Origin of the sequence: Streptomyces sp. NPDC048018, assembly GCF_043202995.1 — a bacterium.
Classification (GTDB): domain Bacteria; phylum Actinomycetota; class Actinomycetes; order Streptomycetales; family Streptomycetaceae; genus Streptomyces.
On the sequence record NZ_JBIDBK010000013.1, the window covers coordinates 1 to 21,095 of the forward strand.

Annotated in this window: 18 protein-coding genes; 5 read left to right on the top strand and 13 right to left on the bottom strand. The window is 74.6% G+C overall.

The genetic code is table 11. The features are described 5' to 3' along the window. Window positions 1-221: 221 nt before the first annotated feature. Both ACGF1Z_RS32790 and ACGF1Z_RS32795 read right to left on the bottom strand, forming a co-directional pair. On the bottom strand, window positions 222-953 hold the full coding sequence (locus ACGF1Z_RS32790) for an ABC transporter ATP-binding protein (protein WP_393009792.1): 732 nt from the start codon (window positions 951-953) through the stop codon (window positions 222-224). Then, entirely contained in the window at window positions 950-2,032 is a 1,083-nt protein-coding gene (locus ACGF1Z_RS32795) for an ABC transporter permease (protein ID WP_393009794.1), read from the bottom strand. Before ACGF1Z_RS32795 ends, ACGF1Z_RS32790 begins: the two co-directional genes overlap by 4 nt. Before the next feature lie 124 nt (window positions 2,033-2,156). On the opposite strand from ACGF1Z_RS32795, the gene ACGF1Z_RS32800 reads away from it, so the two are divergent. Next, complete coding sequence (locus ACGF1Z_RS32800; protein WP_393009796.1) at window positions 2,157-3,494, top strand: sensor histidine kinase; 1,338 nt, start codon at window positions 2,157-2,159, stop codon at window positions 3,492-3,494. Continuing rightward, window positions 3,491-4,117, top strand: coding sequence for a response regulator (locus tag ACGF1Z_RS32805; protein WP_393009798.1), 627 nt, complete (start codon window positions 3,491-3,493; stop codon window positions 4,115-4,117). Before ACGF1Z_RS32800 ends, ACGF1Z_RS32805 begins: the two co-directional genes overlap by 4 nt. A 31-nt stretch (window positions 4,118-4,148) precedes the next feature. On the opposite strand, the gene ACGF1Z_RS32810 is transcribed toward ACGF1Z_RS32805, so the two are convergent. The 7 genes from ACGF1Z_RS32810 to ACGF1Z_RS32840 form a co-directional block, all read right to left on the bottom strand. Next, window positions 4,149-4,604, bottom strand: a complete 456-nt coding sequence (locus ACGF1Z_RS32810) for an amphi-Trp domain-containing protein (protein ID WP_393009800.1) — start codon at window positions 4,602-4,604, stop codon at window positions 4,149-4,151. 67 nt (window positions 4,605-4,671) lie between these two features. Continuing rightward, a complete protein-coding gene (locus tag ACGF1Z_RS32815; RefSeq protein ID WP_393009802.1) occupies window positions 4,672-5,091 on the bottom strand; it encodes a hypothetical protein in 420 nt (139 codons plus the stop codon). Window positions 5,092-5,119: 28 nt separating this feature from the next. Beyond that, window positions 5,120-5,575, bottom strand: a complete 456-nt coding sequence (locus tag ACGF1Z_RS32820) for an SHOCT domain-containing protein (protein ID WP_393009804.1) — start codon at window positions 5,573-5,575, stop codon at window positions 5,120-5,122. A gap of 145 nt (window positions 5,576-5,720) precedes the next feature. Then, window positions 5,721-5,918, bottom strand: a complete 198-nt coding sequence (locus ACGF1Z_RS32825; protein WP_393009806.1) for a hypothetical protein — start codon at window positions 5,916-5,918, stop codon at window positions 5,721-5,723. A 74-nt stretch (window positions 5,919-5,992) separates the two neighbouring features. Then, entirely contained in the window at window positions 5,993-7,705 is a 1,713-nt protein-coding gene (locus ACGF1Z_RS32830) for an MFS transporter (protein ID WP_393009808.1), read from the bottom strand. A gap of 133 nt (window positions 7,706-7,838) precedes the next feature. After that, complete coding sequence (locus tag ACGF1Z_RS32835) at window positions 7,839-10,520, bottom strand: LuxR C-terminal-related transcriptional regulator (RefSeq protein WP_393009982.1); 2,682 nt, start codon at window positions 10,518-10,520, stop codon at window positions 7,839-7,841. Between the two features lie 526 nt (window positions 10,521-11,046). Further along, on the bottom strand, window positions 11,047-11,382 hold the full coding sequence (locus ACGF1Z_RS32840) for a DUF5955 family protein (RefSeq protein WP_393009810.1): 336 nt from the start codon (window positions 11,380-11,382) through the stop codon (window positions 11,047-11,049). A 790-nt stretch (window positions 11,383-12,172) separates the two neighbouring features. Here ACGF1Z_RS32840 and aceB point away from each other — a divergent pair. Both aceB and ACGF1Z_RS32850 read left to right on the top strand, forming a co-directional pair. Then, a complete protein-coding gene (aceB, locus tag ACGF1Z_RS32845; RefSeq protein WP_393009812.1) occupies window positions 12,173-13,804 on the top strand; it encodes a malate synthase A in 1,632 nt (543 codons plus the stop codon). Window positions 13,805-14,066: 262 nt separating this feature from the next. Next, on the top strand, window positions 14,067-15,215 hold the full coding sequence (locus tag ACGF1Z_RS32850; RefSeq protein WP_393009814.1) for a GDSL-type esterase/lipase family protein: 1,149 nt from the start codon (window positions 14,067-14,069) through the stop codon (window positions 15,213-15,215). Here the strand turns inward: ACGF1Z_RS32850 and ACGF1Z_RS32855 are convergent. Both ACGF1Z_RS32855 and ACGF1Z_RS32860 read right to left on the bottom strand, forming a co-directional pair. Next, window positions 15,202-17,034: a hypothetical protein gene (locus ACGF1Z_RS32855; RefSeq protein ID WP_393009816.1), complete on the bottom strand. Its 1,833-nt coding sequence runs from the start codon at window positions 17,032-17,034 to the stop codon at window positions 15,202-15,204. The genes ACGF1Z_RS32850 and ACGF1Z_RS32855 overlap by 14 nt on opposite strands. A gap of 51 nt (window positions 17,035-17,085) precedes the next feature. Further along, window positions 17,086-18,054 (bottom strand): fibronectin type III domain-containing protein, encoded by a 969-nt coding sequence (locus ACGF1Z_RS32860; RefSeq protein ID WP_393009818.1) that lies wholly within the window; start codon window positions 18,052-18,054, stop codon window positions 17,086-17,088. A gap of 216 nt (window positions 18,055-18,270) precedes the next feature. Between ACGF1Z_RS32860 and ACGF1Z_RS32865 the strand changes: the two genes are divergently transcribed. Next, on the top strand, window positions 18,271-18,786 hold the full coding sequence (locus ACGF1Z_RS32865; RefSeq protein WP_393009820.1) for a hypothetical protein: 516 nt from the start codon (window positions 18,271-18,273) through the stop codon (window positions 18,784-18,786). Window positions 18,787-18,793: 7 nt separating this feature from the next. On the opposite strand, the gene ACGF1Z_RS32870 is transcribed toward ACGF1Z_RS32865, so the two are convergent. Together ACGF1Z_RS32870 and ACGF1Z_RS32875 are read right to left on the bottom strand one after the other, a co-directional pair. Beyond that, complete coding sequence (locus tag ACGF1Z_RS32870; RefSeq protein ID WP_393009822.1) at window positions 18,794-19,528, bottom strand: aspartate/glutamate racemase family protein; 735 nt, start codon at window positions 19,526-19,528, stop codon at window positions 18,794-18,796. A gap of 65 nt (window positions 19,529-19,593) precedes the next feature. Beyond that, window positions 19,594-21,063, bottom strand: coding sequence for a nucleobase:cation symporter-2 family protein (locus ACGF1Z_RS32875; protein WP_393009824.1), 1,470 nt, complete (start codon window positions 21,061-21,063; stop codon window positions 19,594-19,596). Window positions 21,064-21,095 lie beyond the last annotated feature (32 nt).

The following is a 21,095-nucleotide window of genomic DNA, read 5'->3' on the forward strand; positions in this document are numbered from 1 at the left end:
CATGATGGCCAACCTGGAGGTCGTCTAGCCCCCCGTCCCCGGCGCCGACCCACCCCGGCCCCCCCACCCCCGCCCGGGGCGCCCCGCCCCCCCCCCCCCCCCCCGCCCCCCCCCCCCCGCCCCGCCCCCCCCCCCCCCCCCCCCCCCCCCCCCCCCCGCGGGGGGGGGGGGGGGGGCGCCCCCCCCCCCCCCCCCCCGACTCCGTTTCCGCCGCCGTCGGCCTACTTCCCGGCCCGGGCGTCCTCGGTGAGCCGGCCGTCCCGCACCGTCACCACCCGGCCCGCCCGTCCCAGGTGCGTGCGGTCGTGCGTGACCAGGACCGTCGCCGTGCCCCGTTCCGCCGTCAGGCCGGACAGCAGCTCCATGACCGCCGCGCCGCGCTCGTGGTCCAGCGCGCTGGTCGGTTCGTCGACGAGGAGCACGGACGGCTCGTTCATCAGGGCCCGCGCGATGTTGATCCGCTGACGCTGCCCGCCGGACAGCTGGTGCGGGCGCCGGTGGGCCTGCTCGCCGAGGCCGACCGCGTCGAGCAGCTCCCGCGCGCGCTCCCGCGCCTCCCGGCTCTTCCGCCCCGACAGGTGGGACATGACCTGGAGCTGTTCGAGGGCGGTGAGCGAGGGCAGCAGATTGGGCTGCTGGAAGACGATGCCGATCCGCTCGCGGCGCAGCCGCGCCTTGTCGGCCGGGGCCAGCGGTGCCGTGTCGGTACCGGCCACCACGACCCGGCCGGTGTCCGGGGTGACCAGCGTCGCGGCCACCGCGAGGAGGCTGGACTTGCCGGAGCCGGACGGCCCGACGACGGCGGTGAGGCCGCCGGCCGGGACGGTGAGCGAGACCGCGTCGAGAGCGGTGAGCCGGCCGTCGCCGTCGGGGTAGGTGAGGGTCACGTTGTCGAGGACGAGGTCGGCCGTCGGGGCCGGAGAGGTCGTGGTGGTCGTGGTGGTCGAGGTCATCGGGCGCTCCCCAGCGCGGTGAGGGGGTCGACGGCGGTGATCCGCCGGATGGACAGGGCCGCGCCGAGGACACCGAGCACGATCATCACGGCGGCCGGGCCGAGCACGGTCAGCGGCTGCAGGACGAAGGGGACGTCGCCGCCGCTGATCAGCGCTCCGAAGCCGGAGGCGAGCCCGGTGCCGAGCAGCGTGCCCGCGCCGAGCATCACCACGGCCTGCCCGAGGGCGTCCCCGAGGAGGTACGGGGTGGAGGCGCCGAGGGCCTTGAGGACGGCGACGTCGGCGCTGCGCTGAATGGTCCAGACCGTGAAGAACGCTCCTATGACGAGCGCCGAGATGACGAAGAGGAAGCCGCGCATCAACTGAAGGGAGCCGTTCTCGGCCTGGTAGGACCCTATGGCGCCGAGTGCCTCGTCGACGGTCTTCGAAGCGGTGCCGGCCGCCCTGTCGCCGGCCGCCCAGTCCACGCCGGAGCCGGTGAGGGCGACGACGGTGGCCTGCTCCTCGGACGTGGTGCCGCTGTGGCCGAGCTGCTGCCAGTCGGCGAGCGCGGTCCAGACGACGGGGGTGTGGCTGTACGAGGCGTCACCGGCGACGGCGACGACCGTGGCCTCCAGGGTGCCGAGGCGTACCGGGTCCCCGGCGACGACCCCCAGCTCCTTCGCCGCCGACTCCGACAGCACGGCCCTGCCCGGCCCGAGCCTGCCGCTCTCCGGTGCGAGGCCCGCGCCCGGCTCCGTACCGAAGGCGGAGAGCGCGGCGGTGCGGTCGCCCGCGGCGGCGTTGAGGGTGCGGATGCCGAGCGGCTCGGCCCCCGTCACGCCCGGTCGGCCGGCCCAGGAGCGCCACGCGGCCTCGGTGACGGTCGAGTCGGTGAAGGAGACCGGCCGGCCGTCGGGCGGAGCGGCGAAGGCGAGCCGGTCCGCCGGGAGGCCGGTGATCGCGGAGACGTTCTCCCGCGCGAGCCCGGCCGTCAGCCCCGAAAGCAGGCCGACGAGCAGGGTGATCAGCACGATCACCGTGCCCATCAAGATGAATCGCCCCTTGGCGAATCTGAGGTCTCTCCATGCCACGAACATGGCCCCAAGACTGCGCGGCGGGGGCGGCCCCGGGCATCGCGCCACGGATGGCTCCGCAATCAAACTTTCGGTTGAGTCCGGATTGTCCGGTCCGGCCCCGGGGCCCGCCTACCCTGGATGCATCATGGATCCCCGTTCCCTCACCCCCGCCCTGCGCGCCCTCCGCCTCTGCCTGCACCTCCTGGTGGCGGGCCTGCTGGTCCTGGCGGCGCTGCGCTCGCACAGCGCGGCGGGAATCGCGGCGGCGGTGCTCACCGGGGCGGTCTACGCGGCCGGGTCGGTGCTGCCCTCCGTACGCCGGTCGCAGCGCGCGGCCGGGCTGTGGCTCGGGGCGCTGTGCCTGTCCTGGCTGATGCTGCTGTGGGTGACGCCGGAGGGCCTCTGGCTCGCCTTCCCGATGTACTTCCTCCAGCTGCACCTGCTGCCGGTGCGCTGGTCGCTGCCGGCCGTGGCGCTCACGGCCGGCGCGGCGATCCTGTCGTACGTGCGGCACGGCGCCGCCCTCAACCCGGGCGTCTTCATCGGGCCGCTGCTCGGCGCGGCGGTCGCGGTGGCGACCGTGCTCGGCTACCAGGCGCTGTACCGGGAGAGCGAACGGCGCCGCCGGCTGATCGAGGAGCTGATCGCCACGCGGGCCGAGCTCGCGGCGGCGGAACGCCACGCGGGGACGCTGGCCGAGCGGGAACGGCTCGCGCGGGAGATCCACGACACCCTGGCCCAGGGACTCTCCTCGATCCAGCTTCTGCTGCGGGCCGCCGAGCGGGCGCTGCCCGAGGGTTCGCCGGCGGCGGGGCACATCGACGCGGCCCGCCGGGCCGCGCAGGACAATCTGGCCGAGGCCCGGCGCTTCGTCCGCGCCCTGGCCCCGCCCGACCTGGAGCAGGGCTCGCTCGCGGGGGCCCTGGAGCGGCTGTGCGGGACGGCGGGCCCGGACGGTCCGCGGGTACGGTTCTCGGTGAGCGGGACGCCGGCCGAGCTGCCCACCCCGTACGAGGTGGCGCTGCTGCGGATCGCCCAGTCGGCGCTCGCGAACACCGTCCGGCACGCCTCCGCCTCGCGGGCGGAGATCACCCTGTCGTTCATGGGCGGCTCGGTGACCCTGGACGTGGTGGACGACGGCGAGGGCTTCGAGCCGCGCGCGGTTCGCCCGTCGTCGGTGGGCGGTTTCGGACTGCCGGCGATGCGCTCGCGGGCCGAGTCGCTGGGGGGCACGTTCACCGTCGAGTCGGCGCCGGGCCAGGGCACCGCCGTGGCCGTCGCCCTGCCCCTCCCGCTCCCGTCCTCCCCCTCTCCGACCCCCGGGCCCTCGCCCACTCCTTCGCCGTCGCACGCGCCCTCGCCATCGCCGGCGCCGTCGTCATCCGCAGCGCCGCCCCCGCCCGCGCCTTCGACCTCCCCGTCGCCGCCCTCGCCGGCGCCGTCGTCTTCGTCCTCGCCCCGTCCGCTGGAGTCCGACGCATGACCATCCGACTGCTGCTCGCCGACGACCACCCGGTGGTGCGGGCCGGGCTCCGGGCCGTCCTCGACACGGAGCCGGACTTCGCCGTGGTCGCCGAGGCGGCGACGGCCGAGCGGGCCGTCGAACTCGCCGCCGCCGGGGAGGTCGACGTCGTCCTCATGGACCTTCAGTTCGGCACCGGGATGCACGGCTCGGAAGCGACCGCGGCGATCACCGCCGTGACCGGCGGGCCGCGCGTGCTCGTGCTCACGACGTACGACACCGACGCGGACATCCTCGCCGCCGTGGAGGCCGGCGCCGCGGGCTACCTGCTGAAGGACGCCCCGCCGGAGGAGCTCGCGGCGGCGGTGCGCACGGCGGCGGCCGGCCAGTCGGCGCTCGCGCCCGCGGTGGCGCACCGCCTGATGGACCGGATGCGCACTCCGGCGGAGGCACTCACCAAGCGGGAGCTCGAGGTGCTCCAGCTGGTGGGCGAGGGCCTGTCGAACCAGCAGATCAGCAAGGCGCTGTTCCTCAGCCAGGCGACCGTGAAGTCCCACCTGGTGCACATCTTCGCCAAGCTCGGCGTCGACTCCCGCACCGCGGCGGTCGCGGCGGCCACGGCCCGGCGGCTGATCCGACGCTAGGAGGCGCCGGATCAGCCGCCGGGTACGGGGCTCAGGCCTTCTTGGCGGTCCGCTTCGCGGGGCTCCGCTTGGCGGCGGTCCGCTTGGCCGGGCTCCGCTTCGTCTGACCGGACGCCGTGGACCTCCGGCTCCGGGTGGCGGAGTCCGGCTCGGAGGACGCCTCGGCCGGCTCCGCCGGCTCCGTCCCGCCGTCGTCCTCCCCGGCCTCGCCCTCGGGGGCGGCGCCCGTCCGCCCGGAGGCGGAGGAGGTGCCGCGCCCGCCGCCGGTCCGCCATTTCAGCTCGATCTCCAGCTCGATCTCACCGCCGCCGACCTCGAACTCCACCTCGGCGCGGAACTCCTCGGGGACCCGCATGCTCAGCACTCCCGTGCCCAGCTCGAGCTCGGCCTCACCACCCGCCCGGAACGCCTCGGCGAGCTCCGCCAGCAGGTCCGCGGCCTCGTCGCGGGTCAGCGGGCGCTTCTGCTCGAACTTCAGATCCTTCACTGCTGCCTCCTGACAGACCGCCCCGACCCGGGGCCGGGCCCCGGGCCGGGGCCCGGCCGATGGACCTTCACCCCGCGGTGCCTTCCCTCCTGTTGACGCACAGCGCCCAGATGACGAATCCGGAGATCGCGATCATGATCACGGACCACACCGGGTAGTACGGCAGCGAGAGGAAGTTGGCGATGATGACGAGCCCGGCCACGCCCACGCCGGCGATCCGTGCCCATGTCGCCGTCCGGAACAGTCCGAAGCTGATCAGCACGGCGAGGATGCCCAGGGCCAGGTGGATCCAGCCCCACCCGGTCAGGTCCCACTTGAAGACGTAGTTGGGCGTGGTGAGGAAGACCTCGTCCTCGGCGATCGCCATGATGCCGCGGAAGATGGCGAGCAGTCCGCCGATGGCCAGCATGACGGCGGCGAAGGCGGTGAGTCCCTCGGCCCACGCGTCCTTGGCCGAGTGCATACGGGGAGTGTGTGTGGCGGTCATCTCGGTTTCCTTTCCCTGTCCCCCGCCCTCACGGACGGGGGGCGGCGCCGGTGTCGGCGGCCGGGCCGCCGTCGCCCAGGACCATCTCCTTGGCCCGGCGGAACTCCTCTTCGGTGATGTCCCCGCGGGCCTTGAGCTCGGAGAGCCGGTGCAGTTCGTCGGCGCTGCTGCCGCCCCGCCCGCCGCCGCCCGCGGTGTCGCGGATGTAGGAGTCGAACTCCTCCTGCTTCCTGCGGGCGTGCTTGATCTCCCGCTCGCCCATGGTCTTGCCGCGCGCGATGACGTAGATCAGCACGCCGAGGAAGGGCAGGATGATGACGAAGATCAGCCAGCCGGCCTTGCCCCAGCCGCCGAGTGCGTCGTCGCGGAAGATGTCCCAGATGATCCGGAAGAGCAGGATGAACCACAGGATCCACAGGAAGAACCACAGCATGGTCCAGAAGGCGCTCAGCAGCGGATAGTCGTAGGCGAGGTAGGTGCCCATCTGTGTGCTCCGTTCCGGGAGGTCCCGGGTGCCGTTCCGGGCTGTCTTCAATGTGCGCGGTCCCGTACGGGGCGGGCCTCACCCGCCGCGGGTGACTGTGATCGCGGGACGCCTGCGGTCACGGCCTCCGGGGGCCTCCGGGCGGTCAGCCCGGGAGTCGGCGCAGCTCCACCACATGGAGTCCGAGCGACTGGAAACGGGCCAGCAGCCCGTACAGGTGCGCCTCGTCCACGACGGGGCCGTACAGCACCGTCTGGCCGGAGATCACCACGTGTTCCAGCTCGGGGAAGGCGCTGATCAGCGTCTCCGACATGTGCCCGTCGACGCGGATCTCGTACTCCATGCTGCGATCGTCCGTCCCGAGGCCCCCCTCCGGCCTCACCCTGCGGGGGTGACCGACACGTCCGGTTCCGGGCATCACGACCTCCTGGGGTGGCGGGTTCGCCGCGACGGCGAGGCCGGCGGCGGGGTGGCCGGGGCGGTGGGCGTGCCGGGGTTCCGCGGGTCGGCCCGGCCGGGTGGCGGGGTTCCCCCGGCGAGGCCGGCTCCCTCGCCCGCGCCCGGGCTCGCGGCGGGCAGGTGGCGCGTCACCAGGAAGCTCGCCAGCGTGATGCCGCCGGTCGCGAGGACGGCCGCCTTCAGACCGTTGAGCTGGGCCGTGGCGTAGGACTCCGTGACGGCGTCCACCTCGCCCGGGGGGAGTCCGGCCTTTTCGGCCGCCGCGTGGACCTGGTCGGTGGAGACGAAGCTGATGCCCGACTCCAGCGCGATGCTCGTCTGCTGCCGCGCCTCCTCGGACAGCCGCGGGTGTCCCTCGACCTGCGTGGTGAAGGCGTGGGCCAGGGCGCCGATCAGGATCGACCCGATGAGGGCCGTGCCCAGCGAGGACCCCAGGTTCTGCGCGGTGAACTGCAGGCCGCCGACCTCGCTGCGCTCCTTCTCCCCCGCGGTGGACTGGACGACGTTGCCGAGCTGCGAGGCCAGCAGTCCCATGCCGAGGCCGAGGACCGCCATGGCACCGAAGAACTGCCCGTCGTCGATGACGGGGTCGATGGTGGCGAGCAGCCAGACGATCGAGGCGACCAGCATGAGCAGGGCCACCCGCACGACCCGGCGGGGTCCCATGCTGCGCCCGAGACGGGCCCCGCCGAGGGAGGCGACGAGCATGGTGACGGAGACCGGCAGCAGCCGCAGTCCCGTCTGGAAGGCGTCGAACCCCTGCACGACCTGCAGGTACAGCGGGATGGTGAAGAACAGGCCCAGGAGGATGAGGTTCTGGCTCACCAGGGTCATCAGCCCGGAACGCAGCACGGGTCTGCGGAACAGCGCCAGATGGACCAGGGGATCCTCACCGCGCGCCTCCCGGCGCCGCTCCCAGGCCTGGAAGGCGTACAGGAGGGCCCCTCCGCCCGCCACCACGAACAGCGTGGGGGCGAAGCCGAACAGGGTGAAGGGGGGATCGCGGGGCTCCACCCACCCCCAGGTGGTGCTCTGCAGCACCCCGAGGACGCCGAGCGCCAGACCGGCCGCGGACAGCACGGCTCCGACGACGTCCAGGCCGGGACGCCGGTCCGTCCGGGGCAACTCGGTGATCGCCTTGCGGAAGAGCAGCACGGCGAGCACCACCACGACCTCGCCCGCGAAGACCAGCCGCCAGGTGAGGTACGTCGTCACCCAGCCGCCCAGCAGCGGCCCCACGGCGATGCCGGCGCCGGCGAGTCCGCCGATGACCCCGTAGGCCACGGAGCGGTCCCGGCCCCGGTAGGACTCGGCGACGAGCGCCGCCATGGAGGGCAGCACCAGGGCCGCGCCGAGCCCCTCGACGACCGACCAGCCGAGCGCCAGGACCCACAGGGTGGGCGAGACGGCGGTCAGGGCCGATCCCGCGCCGTAGACCGTCATGCCGATCAGGAAGACGCGGCGCCGTCCGAGGATGTCCCCGATCCGGCCGCCGATGATCATGAAGGCGGCCATCACCAGGGCGTAGAGCGTGATGACCGCCTGGATCGCGGTCACCTCGGTGTCGAAGTCCTCCACCAGCTGGCTGATCGAGACGTTCATGACGGCGGTGTCCAGCACCATCAGGAACTGGGCGGTGCCCAGGACGATCAGCGCGCTCCAGCGTCTCACCGTGTCCACCTCGCCGGGTCTCTCGGGGCGGGGGCGGCGGGCGCGCCGCGGCGGAGCGGCCGGTCCGCCCCGCTCCTGCCATCGCATCCGAGTCGCGGGGCGGCCGCCTCACCCGGCAGGGGTGAGCGGGCGATCAGAGCAGGCCCAGGTCACGGGCCCGGCGCACGGCGTCGTTGCGCCGGTGCACGGCGAGCTTGCGGTAGACGCTCTTGAGATGCGTCTTCACCGTGTTGACGGAGACGAAGAGGTCCGCCGCGATGTCCTCGGTCGACATCATCCCGGCGAGCCGCCGCAGCACGTCGAGCTCGCGTTCGCTCAACTGCTCCACCAAGGGCCCGGTCTCGTCCTCCGGCGCGGCCGCGGCGTCACGGGGTCCGGCCGCGGGGACGAGCCAGCCGGCCGCGAGCCCCCGCAGGGCCGGCGCCGTCAGGAAGGGGCCGAGCCAGGGCCCGGCCTCCAGGAAGGGACGCCGCAGATCCTCCGGCCCGGCCTCCCGCAGGGCCCGGTCGAGCAGCCGGTGCACGGCGCCGAGGTCGCCGTCCAGTCGCGCGACCCGGGCCCGGACCAGCGCGGCGCGCACCGTCACCGCGGGCCCGACGCGGGCGTGGCCGGCGACCTCGTCGAGCAGCCGGAGGGCCGTGGCGCGGTCGCCGGCGGCGAGGTGGGCCCGCGCCGCCCCGACCAGGCACCCAGGCTGCTCCGGGGCCACCGTCCGGAGGACCTCCGCGGCGGCCTCCGGACGTCCTTCGGCCAGGTGCGCGGCGGAGGCGACCAGGGCGGCGTGGCCGCGGACCCACGGGGAGTCCTGGTCGGCGGCGACGTCCTGTTCCACGGCGGCCAGCGCGGCGCGGGTGCGCCCCCGGGCCAGGAGCAGCCGTGCGGTGGCGAGGCGCCGGCCCGCGGCGGTCACCGGATCCGGCGCCGAGGCGTCGGCCGTCCCGGCGAGCAGGGCCTCGGCACGGTCGACGTCGTCCCGCTCGACCGCGACCGCGGCGAGGACCGGCTGCCGCAGTCCCGTGCCGGCCGGCAGCGGGAGGCCGAACCGCTCGGTCTCGGCCGTCGCCGCGTCGATCCTGCGCTCCGCCCCGCCCGGCCACCCGTCGAGGTAGTCCAGGAGCGCCAGGTGCTCCAGGGAATCCCGGCGCGGCAGCGCGGTGGCGGGGTCGCCGGGACCGCGGGTCACCTCGGTGAGGGCGGCCCGGGCCCCGTCGAAGTGTCCGGCCCACAGCCGGGCGGATCCGAGGTGGGTGCGGAGCAGGGCGAGGAGCTCGGGGTGATCGTCGAGCAGCGGGGCCGGCACCGACCGCAGCAGGTCCGAGGCGGTCCGGGCGGCCTCCTCGGCCTGCTCCGCGGAGCCGGTGAGCCGGCCGGCCAGCGCCTCCAGCAGCGCGCAGCCGAGCCGGGCGGCGGCTCCGTCGTCGTGGCCGGTCAGCAGCTCCTCGGCGTGGCGGAGGCGGGCCAGGCCCCGCTCGACCTCGTGACGGGACAGGTGGCGCGCGGCGCGGACGAGGTCCGTGGCCGGGCTCGAAGGCTCCGCTTCGGCGTGCGTCTCCAGGCCGGCGACCAGCTCGGCCAGCTCGTCCGCGCGCGGGCCGGTGAACAGCTGCCCGAGCGCCAGGTCCTCGACCAGGGCCCCTGCGACGAACTCCCAGTCCTCGGCGGCGGCGCCGTGCGCCAGCGTCTCCGGCAGCGCTCCGGAGCCGCGCAGCCAGCGGGCCGCCCGTCGGTGCAGCCGGCGTTCCAGGCCGGGCGAGCGCCGGCGCAGATGGGTGCGGAGGATCTCCCGGAACAGCGGATGGAGCCGGTACCAGCCGTGCCCGAAGTCCTCCACGAAGGTGTTGTCGCGCAGCAGCGCGGCCAGGATCGGCGCGGCATCGTGCCGTCCGGTCAGCGCGTCCGCGAGTTCGGGGCGGAAACGTTCCAGCACGCTGACCCGGAGCAGCAGGTCCTGGGTCGGGGCCGTCTGCCGTTCGAGCACCTCGGCGAGCAGGAAGTCGGCGATGGTGCTGCGGCCCGCCTCGAACTCCTTGAGGTAGATCTCCGGGTCGGGGCTCAGCCGTGCGGCCAGGGCGCAGAGCCGGAGGCCCGCCGCCCACCCGCGGGTGCGTTCGACAAGCGCCCCCGCCGCCGCGACGGACAGGTCGAGGCCGTGCCGCTCCAGGAGCGTGACGGCCTCCTCGGCGGTGAAGGCGAGGTCCGCGCCGCGGATCTCGGTCATCTCGTCGGCCACGCGGTAGCGGTGCAGCGGGAGGAGCGGTTCGGTGCGGGTGACCAGGACCAGGCGGAGCCCCGGAGCTCCGTGGTGCAGGACGAACTCCAGCTGGTCGGCGATCTCGGGGGCGGTCATGCGGTCGAACTCGTCGATCACGACGGTCACGGGCCGGTCGCGCGCGGCGAGCTCCGCGGCCAGCCGGGACAGCAGGGTGTGGTCGACCTGGCTCGCCCGGGCGGGTGAACCGATCGAGGGCGGCATCGCCGCTCCCGCGGCCCGCAGGGCCTGGAGGAGGTGGGCCCAGAACATGCCGGGGCCCTGGATCGCCGGGTCGAGGGTGAGCCAGGCGACCGGGGTGTCGAGCCCGGCGGCCCAGTCCGCGACCAGCAGGGTCTTGCCGGCGCCCGCGCAGCCCTCGACCACCGTCAGCGGGGTCCGCGGGGACCGTCCGAGGTGCTCCGCCAGCCGCGCGCGCCGCAGGAACGTGCCGGGCAGCGCGGGCGGGGCGAAGCGGGTCCTCAGGAAGGGGTCTCCCAGCGGGTCGACGCCGGGAGCGACCGGTCTCCGCGGCGGGTCACCGCGCGTAGCCGTCACGCTCGCCACCACCTTCCGAACGGAAACCGGGGCCGTCCTGCTCCCGACAGCAGTCTCCCAGCATTCGCGGCCTTCGGCCCGGGGACGGGTGGACCCCTCCCGGGTACCCGAAGGTCCCCCTCGGCGACGCCCGGCCCCCCCGGCGGCGCTCCCGGCCGGACGTTCGGGCTCCCGCCCCGCAGCTCCGGGCGACGGGGCGGTCGGGTGCGCGGAGGGCGCCCGGTACGGCCGTGCGGGGGCCTGGGCGGCGCCTCCGGTCCAACCCGCCGGTACGGCCGTGCGGGGGCCTGGGCGGCGCCTCCGGTCCAACCCGCCGGTACGCCCGTGCGGGGGTCTGGGCGCCGCCTCGGTCCAACCCCCCCGTACGGCCGTGCGGGACCTGGACGGCCCTCCGGTCCAACCCGCCCGGACACTGCGGACGGCGCGCCGCTCGTACGCTGCGGACGGCGCGCTTCCCGTCCCGGCCCCGGACCATTCCGACGGCGCCTCAGGTCCCCGCCTCGGCCCCTGCGGACGGCGCTTCCGGTCCGACCGCTCAGGCGCTGTGGCCGTCCGGCTGCTCCGGCGTCGCCGGGCCGAAGAGCTCGACGGCGCGGCGGACCTCGGTGAGCCCCTCGGCGAGGGCGCTGACGGAGCCGACGGCGCCCGCGACGAGGAGCAGGGAGCGGCGCAGCCGCCAGACCTCGGGGGCGCCGCTCGTCGCCATGGCGTCGAGTGCGGCGAGTTCGTCCTCGGCTATCCCCCGGTCGGCGAGCTCCCGCCGGTGCCCGGCCAGTTCGCGCCGGAGTCGGGACACGGCGGCGCGCAGCTCGGCCACCCTCGGGTCCACGCCGTCAGCGGTCACTCGCCTCTGCCCCACGCTTCGCAACATGGTCCTCCCCCCAGGGGGCTGCCGCCCCCCTCGCGCACGTTCTTGTGCCGACCCCTCGGGCGGTGGTCGGGCGCCCGGGGTCGCGGGTCAGTTAACTCCTTCGTGCGCCCGGCGCGCCAGCGGGCGGACGCGATTTCAGGCATCCGTGTGGTGCGGCCGTGATGAGGTATGGAGTCCTCATGACGCGTGAGACGCAAGAACCCCTCGTGGCGCACCTGCCGGGCGCCGCGGCCGGCGGCCGGCGGCTCGGTGGACGCCCGCGGGCGGCGCTCTCCCACCATGGGCTCTCGCCGGTCGAGCACGCGGTGGGGTGCCGCGCGCGGGCGGCTGCGCGAGGGTGCGCGTGGTGCTCGGCGGGCCGCGGAGCGGGGGCGGGCGCGGGCGCGGGCGGCGCTGCCGGGGGCGTCCTGGCGGCGGGGACCGCCGGGCGGGCATCGCGGCGGGCGCGGTCGGGACGCGCGGGAGTGCCCGGAGGCGCATCGGGATGCGATCACGCCCGTGGACTGTTCGGATGTGGCCGAGCACGTTGACATCGACGGCGAGGACCCGGTGCACCTGGAGTGAAGGGGGTGGCACCCAGCGCCACGTTGTGTCGACCCAAAGAATCTCGACATCAACAAACCATTGAACTTCCACTATGAGGAAACTAGTATCCACTGTTCAGAAGCGCCTGATCTCTCGTGACGGCGCTCCCGGCCGTATCCCGGCGCCTGTGGCACGGCGTGCCACCGACGACGCCCGGCGGCCGGCAGGCACCGCCCGTGAAGCCCGCTGAAGGAAGTGACAGTTCATGTCCGCACCAGCGCCGTCCTCCCTGGTCGTCGTCGAAGCCGAGCCCCTGCCGCGCCAGGAGGAGGTGCTCACCGACGCGGCCCTCGCCTTCGTGGCCGAGCTGCACCGTCGGTTCACCCCGCGCCGGGACGAGCTGCTCGCCCGCCGTGCCGAGCGCCGCGCCGAGATCGCCCGTACGTCCACCCTGGACTTCCTCCCGGAGACCGCGGCGATCCGCGCGGACGACTCCTGGAAGGTCGCGGCCGCCCCGGCGGCGCTGGACGACCGGCGCGTGGAGATCACCGGCCCGACGGACCGCAAGATGACGATCAACGCGCTGAACTCGGGCGCCCGGGTGTGGCTCGCGGACTTCGAGGACGCCTCGGCCCCCACCTGGGAGAACGTGGTCCTCGGCCAGGTCAACCTGATCGACGCCTACACCCGGAGCATCGACTTCACGGACCCGCGGTCGGGCAAGTCGTACGCCCTGAAGCCGGCCGACCAGCTCGCCACGGTCGTCATGCGGCCGCGCGGCTGGCACCTGGAGGAGCGCCACCTGACCGTCGACGGACGCCCGGTCCCGGGCGCGCTGGTCGACTTCGGCCTCTACTTCTTCCACAACGCCCAGCGCCTGATCGACCTCGGCAAGGGCCCGTACTTCTACCTGCCGAAGACCGAGTCGCACCTGGAGGCCCGCCTCTGGAACGAGATCTTCGTCTTCGCCCAGGACCACGTCGGCATCCCCCAGGGCACCGTCCGCGCCACGGTCCTCATCGAGACCATCACGGCCGCCTACGAGATGGAGGAGATCCTCTACGAACTCCGCGACCACGCCGCCGGACTGAACGCGGGCCGCTGGGACTACCTCTTCTCCATCGTCAAGAACTTCCGTGACGGCGGAGCCAAGTTCGTCCTGCCGGACCGCAACGCGGTGACGATGACCGCGCCGTTCATGCGCGCGTACACCGAACTCCTCGTCCGCACCTGCCACAAGCGCGGCGCGCACGCGATCGGCGGCATGGCGGCCTTCATCCCGTCCCGCAAGGACGCCGAGGTCAACAAGGTCGCCTTCGAGAAGGTCAAGGCCGACAAGGACCGCGAGGCGGGCGACGGCTTCGACGGCTCCTGGGTCGCCCACCCCGACCTGGTGCCGATCGCCATGGCCTCCTTCGACGCGGTCCTCGGCGACAAGCCGAACCAGAAGGACCGGCTGCGCGAGGACGTGCACGTCGCGGGCCCCGAGCTGATCGACATCGCCTCCCTCGACGCCCACCCCACCTACGAGGGCCTGCGCAACGCGGTCCAGGTCGGCATCCGCTACATCGAGGCCTGGCTCCGCGGCCTCGGCGCCGTCGCCATCTTCAACCTGATGGAGGACGCCGCCACCGCCGAGATCTCGCGCTCGCAGATCTGGCAGTGGATCAACGCGGGCGTGGAGTTCGAGCACGACGGTGAGAGCGTGCGGGCCACCCCCGAACTCGCCCGCGAAGTGGCGGCCGAGGAGCTCGCCGCGATCCGCGACGAGATCGGCGAGGAGGCCTTCGCGGCCGGAAAGTGGCAGCAGGCGCACGACCTCCTGCTGCACGTCTCCCTGGACGCCGACTACGCCGACTTCCTCACCCTCCCCGCGTACGACCAGCTGGTCGGCTGACCGCACAGCAGCCGCCCGGCCTCCGGCCAAGGCCCTGCCCCGGTGTTCGCAGAACACCGCGGGCGGGGTCTTTTCGCTGTTTGCCGTGGTGCGTGGCGGTTTTTCGATCCATGGCGTTTCACAAGTCACGTGACGCAACCGCAATACGCCGCTACCTAGCGGTAACAAGCCGGGCCGTGCCAGATTCCGCCATGCCACCGGCCGGCGGCTGTCCCCCACGTCGATGCGTACCTCGCGTACCGCACACCGCAGGAGCACAGCCATGCCTTCGTCCCCCCACCGCGTCCTGCGCGGACTGCTCGCCCTGTGTGTCGCCGCCGGAATCGTCTCCCTCGCCCCCTCCCCCGCCGCGGCCTCGGCCGGATCCGGTCCCACCGCCGTCGTCTCCATGGGCGACAGCTACATCTCCGGCGAGGCCGGCCGCTGGCAGGGCAACAGCCTCACCACCAGCGGCAGCCGCAACGGCACCGACCGCGCCTGGACCGGCAGCGGCTACGACCCGAGCCGGGTGTACGGCACCTCCGAGACCAACGGCTGCCACCGCTCCGACTCCGCCGAGATCCGGAGCGCGGGCGCCCTCGCCTCCCAGCTGATCAACCTCGCCTGCTCCGGAGCCACCACGAAGAACGTGTTCCGCGCGGCCTACGGTGGCGCCGCGTACAAGGGCGAGGCCCCGCAGGCCGACCAGCTGGCGGCGGTGGCCGCGGCGAACGACGTGAAGCTGATCGCCCTGTCGATCGGCGGCAACGACCTCGGCTTCGCCGACATCATCACCACCTGCGCGACCGACTACATCGTCTGGTACTCCTACTGCCACGACGACCAGCAGGCCCTGGTCGACTCGAGGATCGACGGCGCCATGGCGAACGTCGGCAAGGCGATCGACGAGATCAGAACCGTGATGGCCGGCGCCGGCTACGCCGCATCCGACTACCGGATCGTGCTCCAGTCGTACCCCTCCCCCATCCCCCGCGCCGCCGAGAACCGGTACGCCGAGAGCGGCTGGAGCCGCACGAACACCGGCGGCTGCCCCTTCTGGAACCTGGACTCCGACTGGGCCCGTGACTCCCTCGTCCCGCAGATCGCCAACCGCCTCAAGGCGGTCGCGACGGCCAAGGGCGCCCAGTTCATGGATCTGCGCGACATGATGCAGGGCCGCGAGGTGTGCGCGAAGGCCAGCAAGCAGGTCACGTCGACCGTGCCGGCCTCGGCGGCCACGAGCGAGTGGGCGCGCTGGATCGACCAGAACCAGACCCAGGGCCCCCTCCAGGAGGACATGCACCCCAACTTCTACGGCCAGGCCGCGCTCGGCCGCTGCCTCGCCCTCGTCAACGAGCGGCCGGGCGCCAACGTCAGCTGCCGCAACACGCCCGGCGCCGGCGCCTCGGGGATGTACCTCACGGCAGGCTGACGCCGAGGGGGCCCAGGACCCGCGCGGTCTCGTGCGGGTCCGCCTCCGCCATCGCCCGGATCAGCGCCGCCGACCCGCCGGGCCAGCGCGCGGCCGCCGCGTCGAAGGCCGCGCGGCGCGACTCCAGCGGCCCCCGCTTGCCGGGCAGCCCGTCGAGCACCCGTAGGGCCCGGGCGGCGGGCGGCACCAGGACCGGGTCCACCGGCTCCCCACGAGCCCGCAGCGCCTCCTCCGCCCTCGCCCCGGTCACCGGTCCGGTGAGGGCGGCGCGCAGCGCCCCGCCGGGGGCGGCGGTCCAGTCGACCAGGCCGAGCAGCGCACGGGTGGCGGCGGCTTCGGAGGTGCCGGCGCCGACGGTGCCGAGGGCGGCGAACAGCGCGTTCCACGCCTCCTCGCCGTCCCCGTGCGCGCGCAGCCAGTCGGCCAGGACCCGGTTCGCGACGGCCGGCGGCCAGCCCGCGGCCGCGGCCACGAGTGCGGCGGCCTCCCACCCGGCCGCCTCGGCCTCGTCGGGCACCGCGACGCGGCGCACCGCGAGCAGATAGCGGACCACGGTGGCGCCGTGCGGGGTCAGCCCGAAGGCGTCCCCCCGCCGGAAGACGAGCCCGGTCGCGCCGAGCCGGTCGACGACGGCGGCCAGTTCGCGGGCGGGCTTGTCGAGGCGCGCCCGGTCGGTGTCGTTGATCCCGGGCGTCCCCATCAGCCGGGCGAGTTCGCCGGCCGTCGGGGTGGTGTACGCGGCCGAGGCCGGCGGCGGCACCCGGACGGGGGCGTCCTCCAGGGCCGGGTCCACGGGCCAGTCCTCGAACTCGGCGGCCCGGCGGGCGACCGACTCGGCGGAGCAGCCGCGCTGGTAGAGGGTGTACAGCAGATGGGCGGCCTCTCCGCCGTAGGGTCCCTCCTCGGCGTCGGCGAGCTCGGTGACCGCGGCGGCGAGGGCGTCGGCGTCGCGCTCCAGGTCCCGGGTGTCGGCGGGGAGCGGGCGACGGCCGCCCGGCTCGCCCGGTCCGGCCGTCCCGGCCTCCGGCGGGGGCAGCGGCACGGACGGGTCCCCGTAGTAGTCGAGGTGCTCGTCGAGGAGGGCGTCGGCGAGTTCCAGGTGGGGGAAGTCGTCCGGTCCCGGCGCGAGGTGGGCGTACTCCCCCGCGAGCCCCTCCACGAGGCCCGCGGCGGTCCAGCGGTCGAGCAGCGCGGCGGCGACGGTCCCGATGCCCTGGGCGACGTCGTGGTCGGCGAGGAGCGGGCCGGCGGCCGGTGACTGCTCGGCATCACGGACGTACGCCCTGGTCAGGGCTTCGGCGAGGAGCAGGTCGGCGACGGCGGTGCGGCCCATCAGGTCCGCCCGGCGCACCCCGTCGGGCACCGGCGGCCCGTCGAGCCGGGACAGCCAGGCCCGTACGGCGCCGGGGTCGTCGGGATCGGCTCCGTCCGCCCGCAGGAGCTGGGCGTACCAGCGGGGCCAGGTGAGGTTCCCGGGGTCGGCCATGGCGCGCTCGAAGTCGCCGACCGACTCCCCGATCACCTCCTCGATCCGCGCGCGCCGCGCCCCGTCGAAGCGCCCGGCGAGCGCCCGCAGGACGGCCGGGTAACGGCTCAGCTCCCCGGGCGACGCGCCCACGAACGCGGGCAGGTCTTCCAGGAGCAGCCGTTTGACGAGGGCGGGCGTCGGCTCCGGCACCCCCGCATCCCGGTCCGCTCCGCGCAGCGCGAGCAGACTCAGCACGGCGTCCGCGGCCCTGAAGGATCCCGGGGCCCGGAACTCGGGACTCGCCGCCAGGAACGCGTCGAGCCCGGTGTTGGTGAGGACGATCTCGGCCACGCTTCCCAGCGTAGTTCGGGGCGGGGCCGGACGCGGGGTCAGCGGGGGGCGTCAGACCGTCACCACGGTGCACGGGGCCGAGAAATCGCCCCAGGTGCCGTCGGGGAGCCTGGCGCGGAGGGTGAGGGCGTAGCGGACACCGGGCCCGGCGGGGACGGTGAGGGTGTAGCTGACGGGCCCGGGCGGGGGTTCGGCGCCCCAGACGACGGTGGTGGCGAAGCGTCCGTTCAGGTGGAGTTCGTGTTCCTTGACGGGGGCGCCGGTGCGGGGCGGGGTCCAGGTGAGGGTGATGGCGCCCCTGGTCACCTTCGCGGTGAGGCCGGTGGGGGCGGTGGCGGGGCGGCCGCCGGGCGCGGCGGGGGTGGTGAGGTCGGCGGGCGGGCTGTCCGCGGAGGAGTTCTCGGCGGCGTCGCGGGCGCGGACGGTGAAGGTGTAGGCGGTGGCCGGGCGCAGGTGCGTCAGGCGGGCGGTGGTGTCGGTGCCGGGGACGGTGTGGATGCGGGCGCCGCCCTGGTAGACGTCGTAGGCGGTGACCCTCGTGTCGTCGCGGGCGGGCCGCCAGCGGAGGGTGGCCGCGCCCGGGCCGTCCGCGGTGGCGCGCAGGGCGGTGGGGCGGGTCGGGGGTGTGCGGTCCTCGGCCGTGGCGGCGGGGGTGGTGGCCGTGACGGCGAGGCTGTCCGGCGAGACGTTTCCGGCCGCGTCGCGGGCCCGGACGGTGAAGGTGTGGGGGGTGGCGGGGGCGAGCCCGGTGACGTCGGTCATCAGGGTGCCGGCCGCCAGGTCCTTGACCTTCCGGCCCTGGCGGTAGAGGGCGTAGCCGGTGACGCCGCGGTCGTCGGCGGCCGCGCTCCACATCACGTGCACGGTGCTCGCGCTGCCGGCGGTGGCGGTGACGCCGGTGGGCGCGGTGGGGGCGCGCGTGTCCCGGGCCGCTTCGGCGGTGTCGGAACAGCCGGTGAGGACGGCGGTGAGCGTGAGCGCGGACAGGGCCGACAGGGGTGCGGTGAGGGGGCGTTGCATGGGGGTGCCTCCGTCCCGAAAAGGTCTGGACCTATATGACACGGGGGCGGCGGCGGGGGCAAGGGGGTCGCGGGGAGGGTCGCCGGGAGGGCGTTGTCAGTGGCGTGCGCTTCACTGGATTCATCACTCTCCGTAACGGAATCTGGGGGAATCGTGACGGACCGTACGACGTATGTGACGGTGGCCGGGCTTCGGGGGCGCGGATGGAGCGACGCCATGATCGGCGAGCTCCTCGGCCAGGCCGACGTGCAGGGGCGCGACCCGCGGCGGTGGGCGCTCGCCCCGGTGAGGCTCTATCTCCTCGCGCGGGTCGAGGCGGTGGAGCGCACGCCGGAGTTCCAGGGCTCCGCGGCCGTCGCGGGGCGCGGCTCGGCCGCGGCGGGCGCGAACGCCGAGCGCCGGCGCCGGGCGGTCCTCACGGCGATCCGTGCCGAACCCATCGAGGTCCCCCGGCTGCCCGCCGCAGAACTGGAGCGGCGTGCGGTCCGGCACCGGCACCTGCTGGGGGCGCGCGGCCCCGGCGGCGTCACGTCGGGCGCCATGGTCCGCTGGCAGGTCGGCTATCTCCGCCACGCCCTCTCCCGCTACGACACGCTCCTCGACGGCCTGTACGGCGACACGGGCCGCGCCGAGGCCGAACGCCTCCTGCGCCGGCGGGTGTACGAGGCGATCGCGGCGGCCTATCCGCATCTGGCCCACGAGTGCAGGCGGCGGACGGAGGTGGAGCGGTGAGGGTGCGTCAGGAGAATGGCGCGAGCAGCCGGGCGAGGCGGCGGCACGCGGCGGGGATCGGCGCGACGACCGGCACGGCGAGACGCGACCGCAGTGCTTCGGCGGCGTCCCCCAGCGGGCCGCCGCCGATGACGACCGCCTCGGCCCCGTCCCGTACGACACAGGCGCGGGCCGCGGCCTCCAGGGCCGCGAGGAGCGACTCGGGGCGGGCGGCGAGGCGTTCGGGGGAGCCCGCGGTGAAACGCGCTCCGGTGTACGTGGAGGTGAGGCCGAGTCGTTCGACGTGGGCGCCGATCGGGCCCGCCAGGCGTGGGGTGGTCGTGGCGATGCCGAAGCGCCGGCCGCCCGCCGCCGCCTCGGCCAGGGCCGCCTCGCCGATGCCGACCACCGGCACGGGAGCCGTGGCGGCGCGGGGTCCGAGCGGGCCCGGCCCTGCCCCGGCGCGGTACGCCGTCGTGTCGCCCGTCGCAAGCCCCGGGCGCCGCCGTAGCTCTGGCACCCCCGGGTCTCCGAAGGCCGCGACGAGCAGAGCCACGCAGTCGCCCGAGGCCAGGGCCGTGCGCGCGGCCGCCACGACGTACGGGACCGCGGCGGTCAGGGCGGCGGGGTCGGTCAGCATCGGCGGGCCGCCGGGCACCGTCACGCCGCGCACACGCAGGCCGGTGCCCGTCAGGGCGCCGCGGGCGAGGGCCGTCATCATGCGGGTCGTCGCCACGGAGGTGTTGGGGTTGATCAGGATCACGGCCGGCGCCCCGGTCCCCGCGGCGTGCGCGGGGACCGGGGCGGGCGGTGGCGGTGGGACGTGGCTCAGTGGACGTGCGCCGCCTTCGCCGCGCGGGTCCCGGAGATCTCGTCGCCCGGTTCCATCGGTGCGGTGACGGTGTCCTCGTCGTTGCCCCTGCCCAGGTGGTTGAAGAGCACGTTGAGCACGACGGCCGCGACACAGCCGGTGGAGATGCCCGAGTCCAGGATGATCTTCGCCGTCTCGGGGAAGGCGTGGTAGAACTCCGGCTCGGTGATGGGGATGATGCCGACCGCGAGCGAGACGGCGACGATCAGCACGTTGTTGTCCTTCTCCAGGCCGGCCTTGACCAGTGTCTGGATGCCGCTCGCGGCGACCGAGCCGAAGAGGACGACGCCCGCGCCGCCGAGGACCGGCCGCGGCACGACCGAGATCAGCGAGGCGGCCACCGGCGACAGACCCATCAGGACCAGGAAGCCACCGCCGCAGGCGACCACGAAGCGGCTGCGGATGCGGGTCATGGCGACCAGGCCGATGTTCTGGGCGAAGGCGCTGCACATGAAGCCGTTGAAGAGCGGGCTGAGCGCGGAGCCGAGGGTGTCGGCGCGCAGTCCGGCCGCGATGGTCTTCTCGTCGGCGGGCCGTTCGACGATCTCGCCGAGCGCCAGCATGTCCGCGGTGGACTCCGTCATGGAGACCAGCATGACCACGCACATGGAGATGATCGCGGCGAGCGCGAACTGCGGGGCACCGAAGTGGAAGGGGTTCGGGAAGCCGACGATGTCGGCCTCCTTCACCGGGCTGAAGTCGGTGACGCCGAACGGGATGGCGATGAGCGTGCCCAGGACCAGACCGACCAGCACGGCGACCTGCTTGAGGAAACCGCGGGTGAAGCGGCGCAGCAGCAGCACGATGACGAGCGTGATGCCCGCGAGCGTCAGGTAGTTGGTCGCACCGTAGTCGTCGGCCGCGGGGTTGGGCCCCTGGGCCCAGCCGAAGGCGACCGGCAGCAGGGAGACGCCGATGAGCGTGATCACCGTGCCGGTGACGACGGGCGGGAAGAAACGCACGAGGCGGGAGAACCAGGGGGCGGCTATGAAGCCGAGGAGTCCGGCGACGATGATCGCGCCGAAGATGACGGGCAGGGCGTCGGTCTTGTCCTTCGTCGTGTCGACGATGGCGAGCATCGGGGCGACGCCGGCGAAGGTGACACCGTTGACGAACGGCAGCCGGGCACCGATCTTCCAGACACCGAGGGTCTGGAGGAAGGTGGCGAGACCGGCGGTGAAGAGACTGGCGCCGGTGAGGAAGGTCAGTTCGGTGCCGGAGAGGCCCACGGCCGCTCCGACGATCAGGGGCGGGGCCACGACTCCGGCGTACATGGCGGCCACGTGCTGCAGACCGCTGGTGGCCATCTTGAGTGGGGGCAGGGTCTCGTCGACCGGATGCTTGGTCCGGTCGCCGTCGAGGGCGGCGCCGTCGGGGGCGGTGCCTGCGTCGTCTATTGCATTGCGAACCTGGGGCTTGGCGGCCACGGCGGTTCCTCCGGTCGGTGACACGTCGGCGG

What these genes read in the sequence shown, in the direction of transcription:
- ACGF1Z_RS32790 (WP_393009792.1), bottom strand. Translation starts at nt 953, where the DNA reads ATGACCTCGACCACCACGACCACCACGACCTCTCCGGCCCCGACGGCC.
- ACGF1Z_RS32795 (WP_393009794.1), bottom strand. Translation starts at nt 2,032, where the DNA reads ATGTTCGTGGCATGGAGAGACCTCAGATTCGCCAAGGGGCGATTCATC.
- ACGF1Z_RS32800 (WP_393009796.1), top strand. Translation starts at nt 2,157, where the DNA reads ATGGATCCCCGTTCCCTCACCCCCGCCCTGCGCGCCCTCCGCCTCTGC.
- ACGF1Z_RS32805 (WP_393009798.1), top strand. Translation starts at nt 3,491, where the DNA reads ATGACCATCCGACTGCTGCTCGCCGACGACCACCCGGTGGTGCGGGCC.
- ACGF1Z_RS32815 (WP_393009802.1), bottom strand. Translation starts at nt 5,091, where the DNA reads ATGACCGCCACACACACTCCCCGTATGCACTCGGCCAAGGACGCGTGG.
- ACGF1Z_RS32820 (WP_393009804.1), bottom strand. Translation starts at nt 5,575, where the DNA reads ATGGGCACCTACCTCGCCTACGACTATCCGCTGCTGAGCGCCTTCTGG.
- ACGF1Z_RS32825 (WP_393009806.1), bottom strand. Translation starts at nt 5,918, where the DNA reads ATGGAGTACGAGATCCGCGTCGACGGGCACATGTCGGAGACGCTGATC.
- ACGF1Z_RS32840 (WP_393009810.1), bottom strand. Translation starts at nt 11,382, where the DNA reads ATGTTGCGAAGCGTGGGGCAGAGGCGAGTGACCGCTGACGGCGTGGAC.
- aceB (WP_393009812.1), top strand. Translation starts at nt 12,173, where the DNA reads ATGTCCGCACCAGCGCCGTCCTCCCTGGTCGTCGTCGAAGCCGAGCCC.
- ACGF1Z_RS32850 (WP_393009814.1), top strand. Translation starts at nt 14,067, where the DNA reads ATGCCTTCGTCCCCCCACCGCGTCCTGCGCGGACTGCTCGCCCTGTGT.
- ACGF1Z_RS32860 (WP_393009818.1), bottom strand. Translation starts at nt 18,054, where the DNA reads ATGCAACGCCCCCTCACCGCACCCCTGTCGGCCCTGTCCGCGCTCACG.
- ACGF1Z_RS32865 (WP_393009820.1), top strand. Translation starts at nt 18,271, where the DNA reads ATGATCGGCGAGCTCCTCGGCCAGGCCGACGTGCAGGGGCGCGACCCG.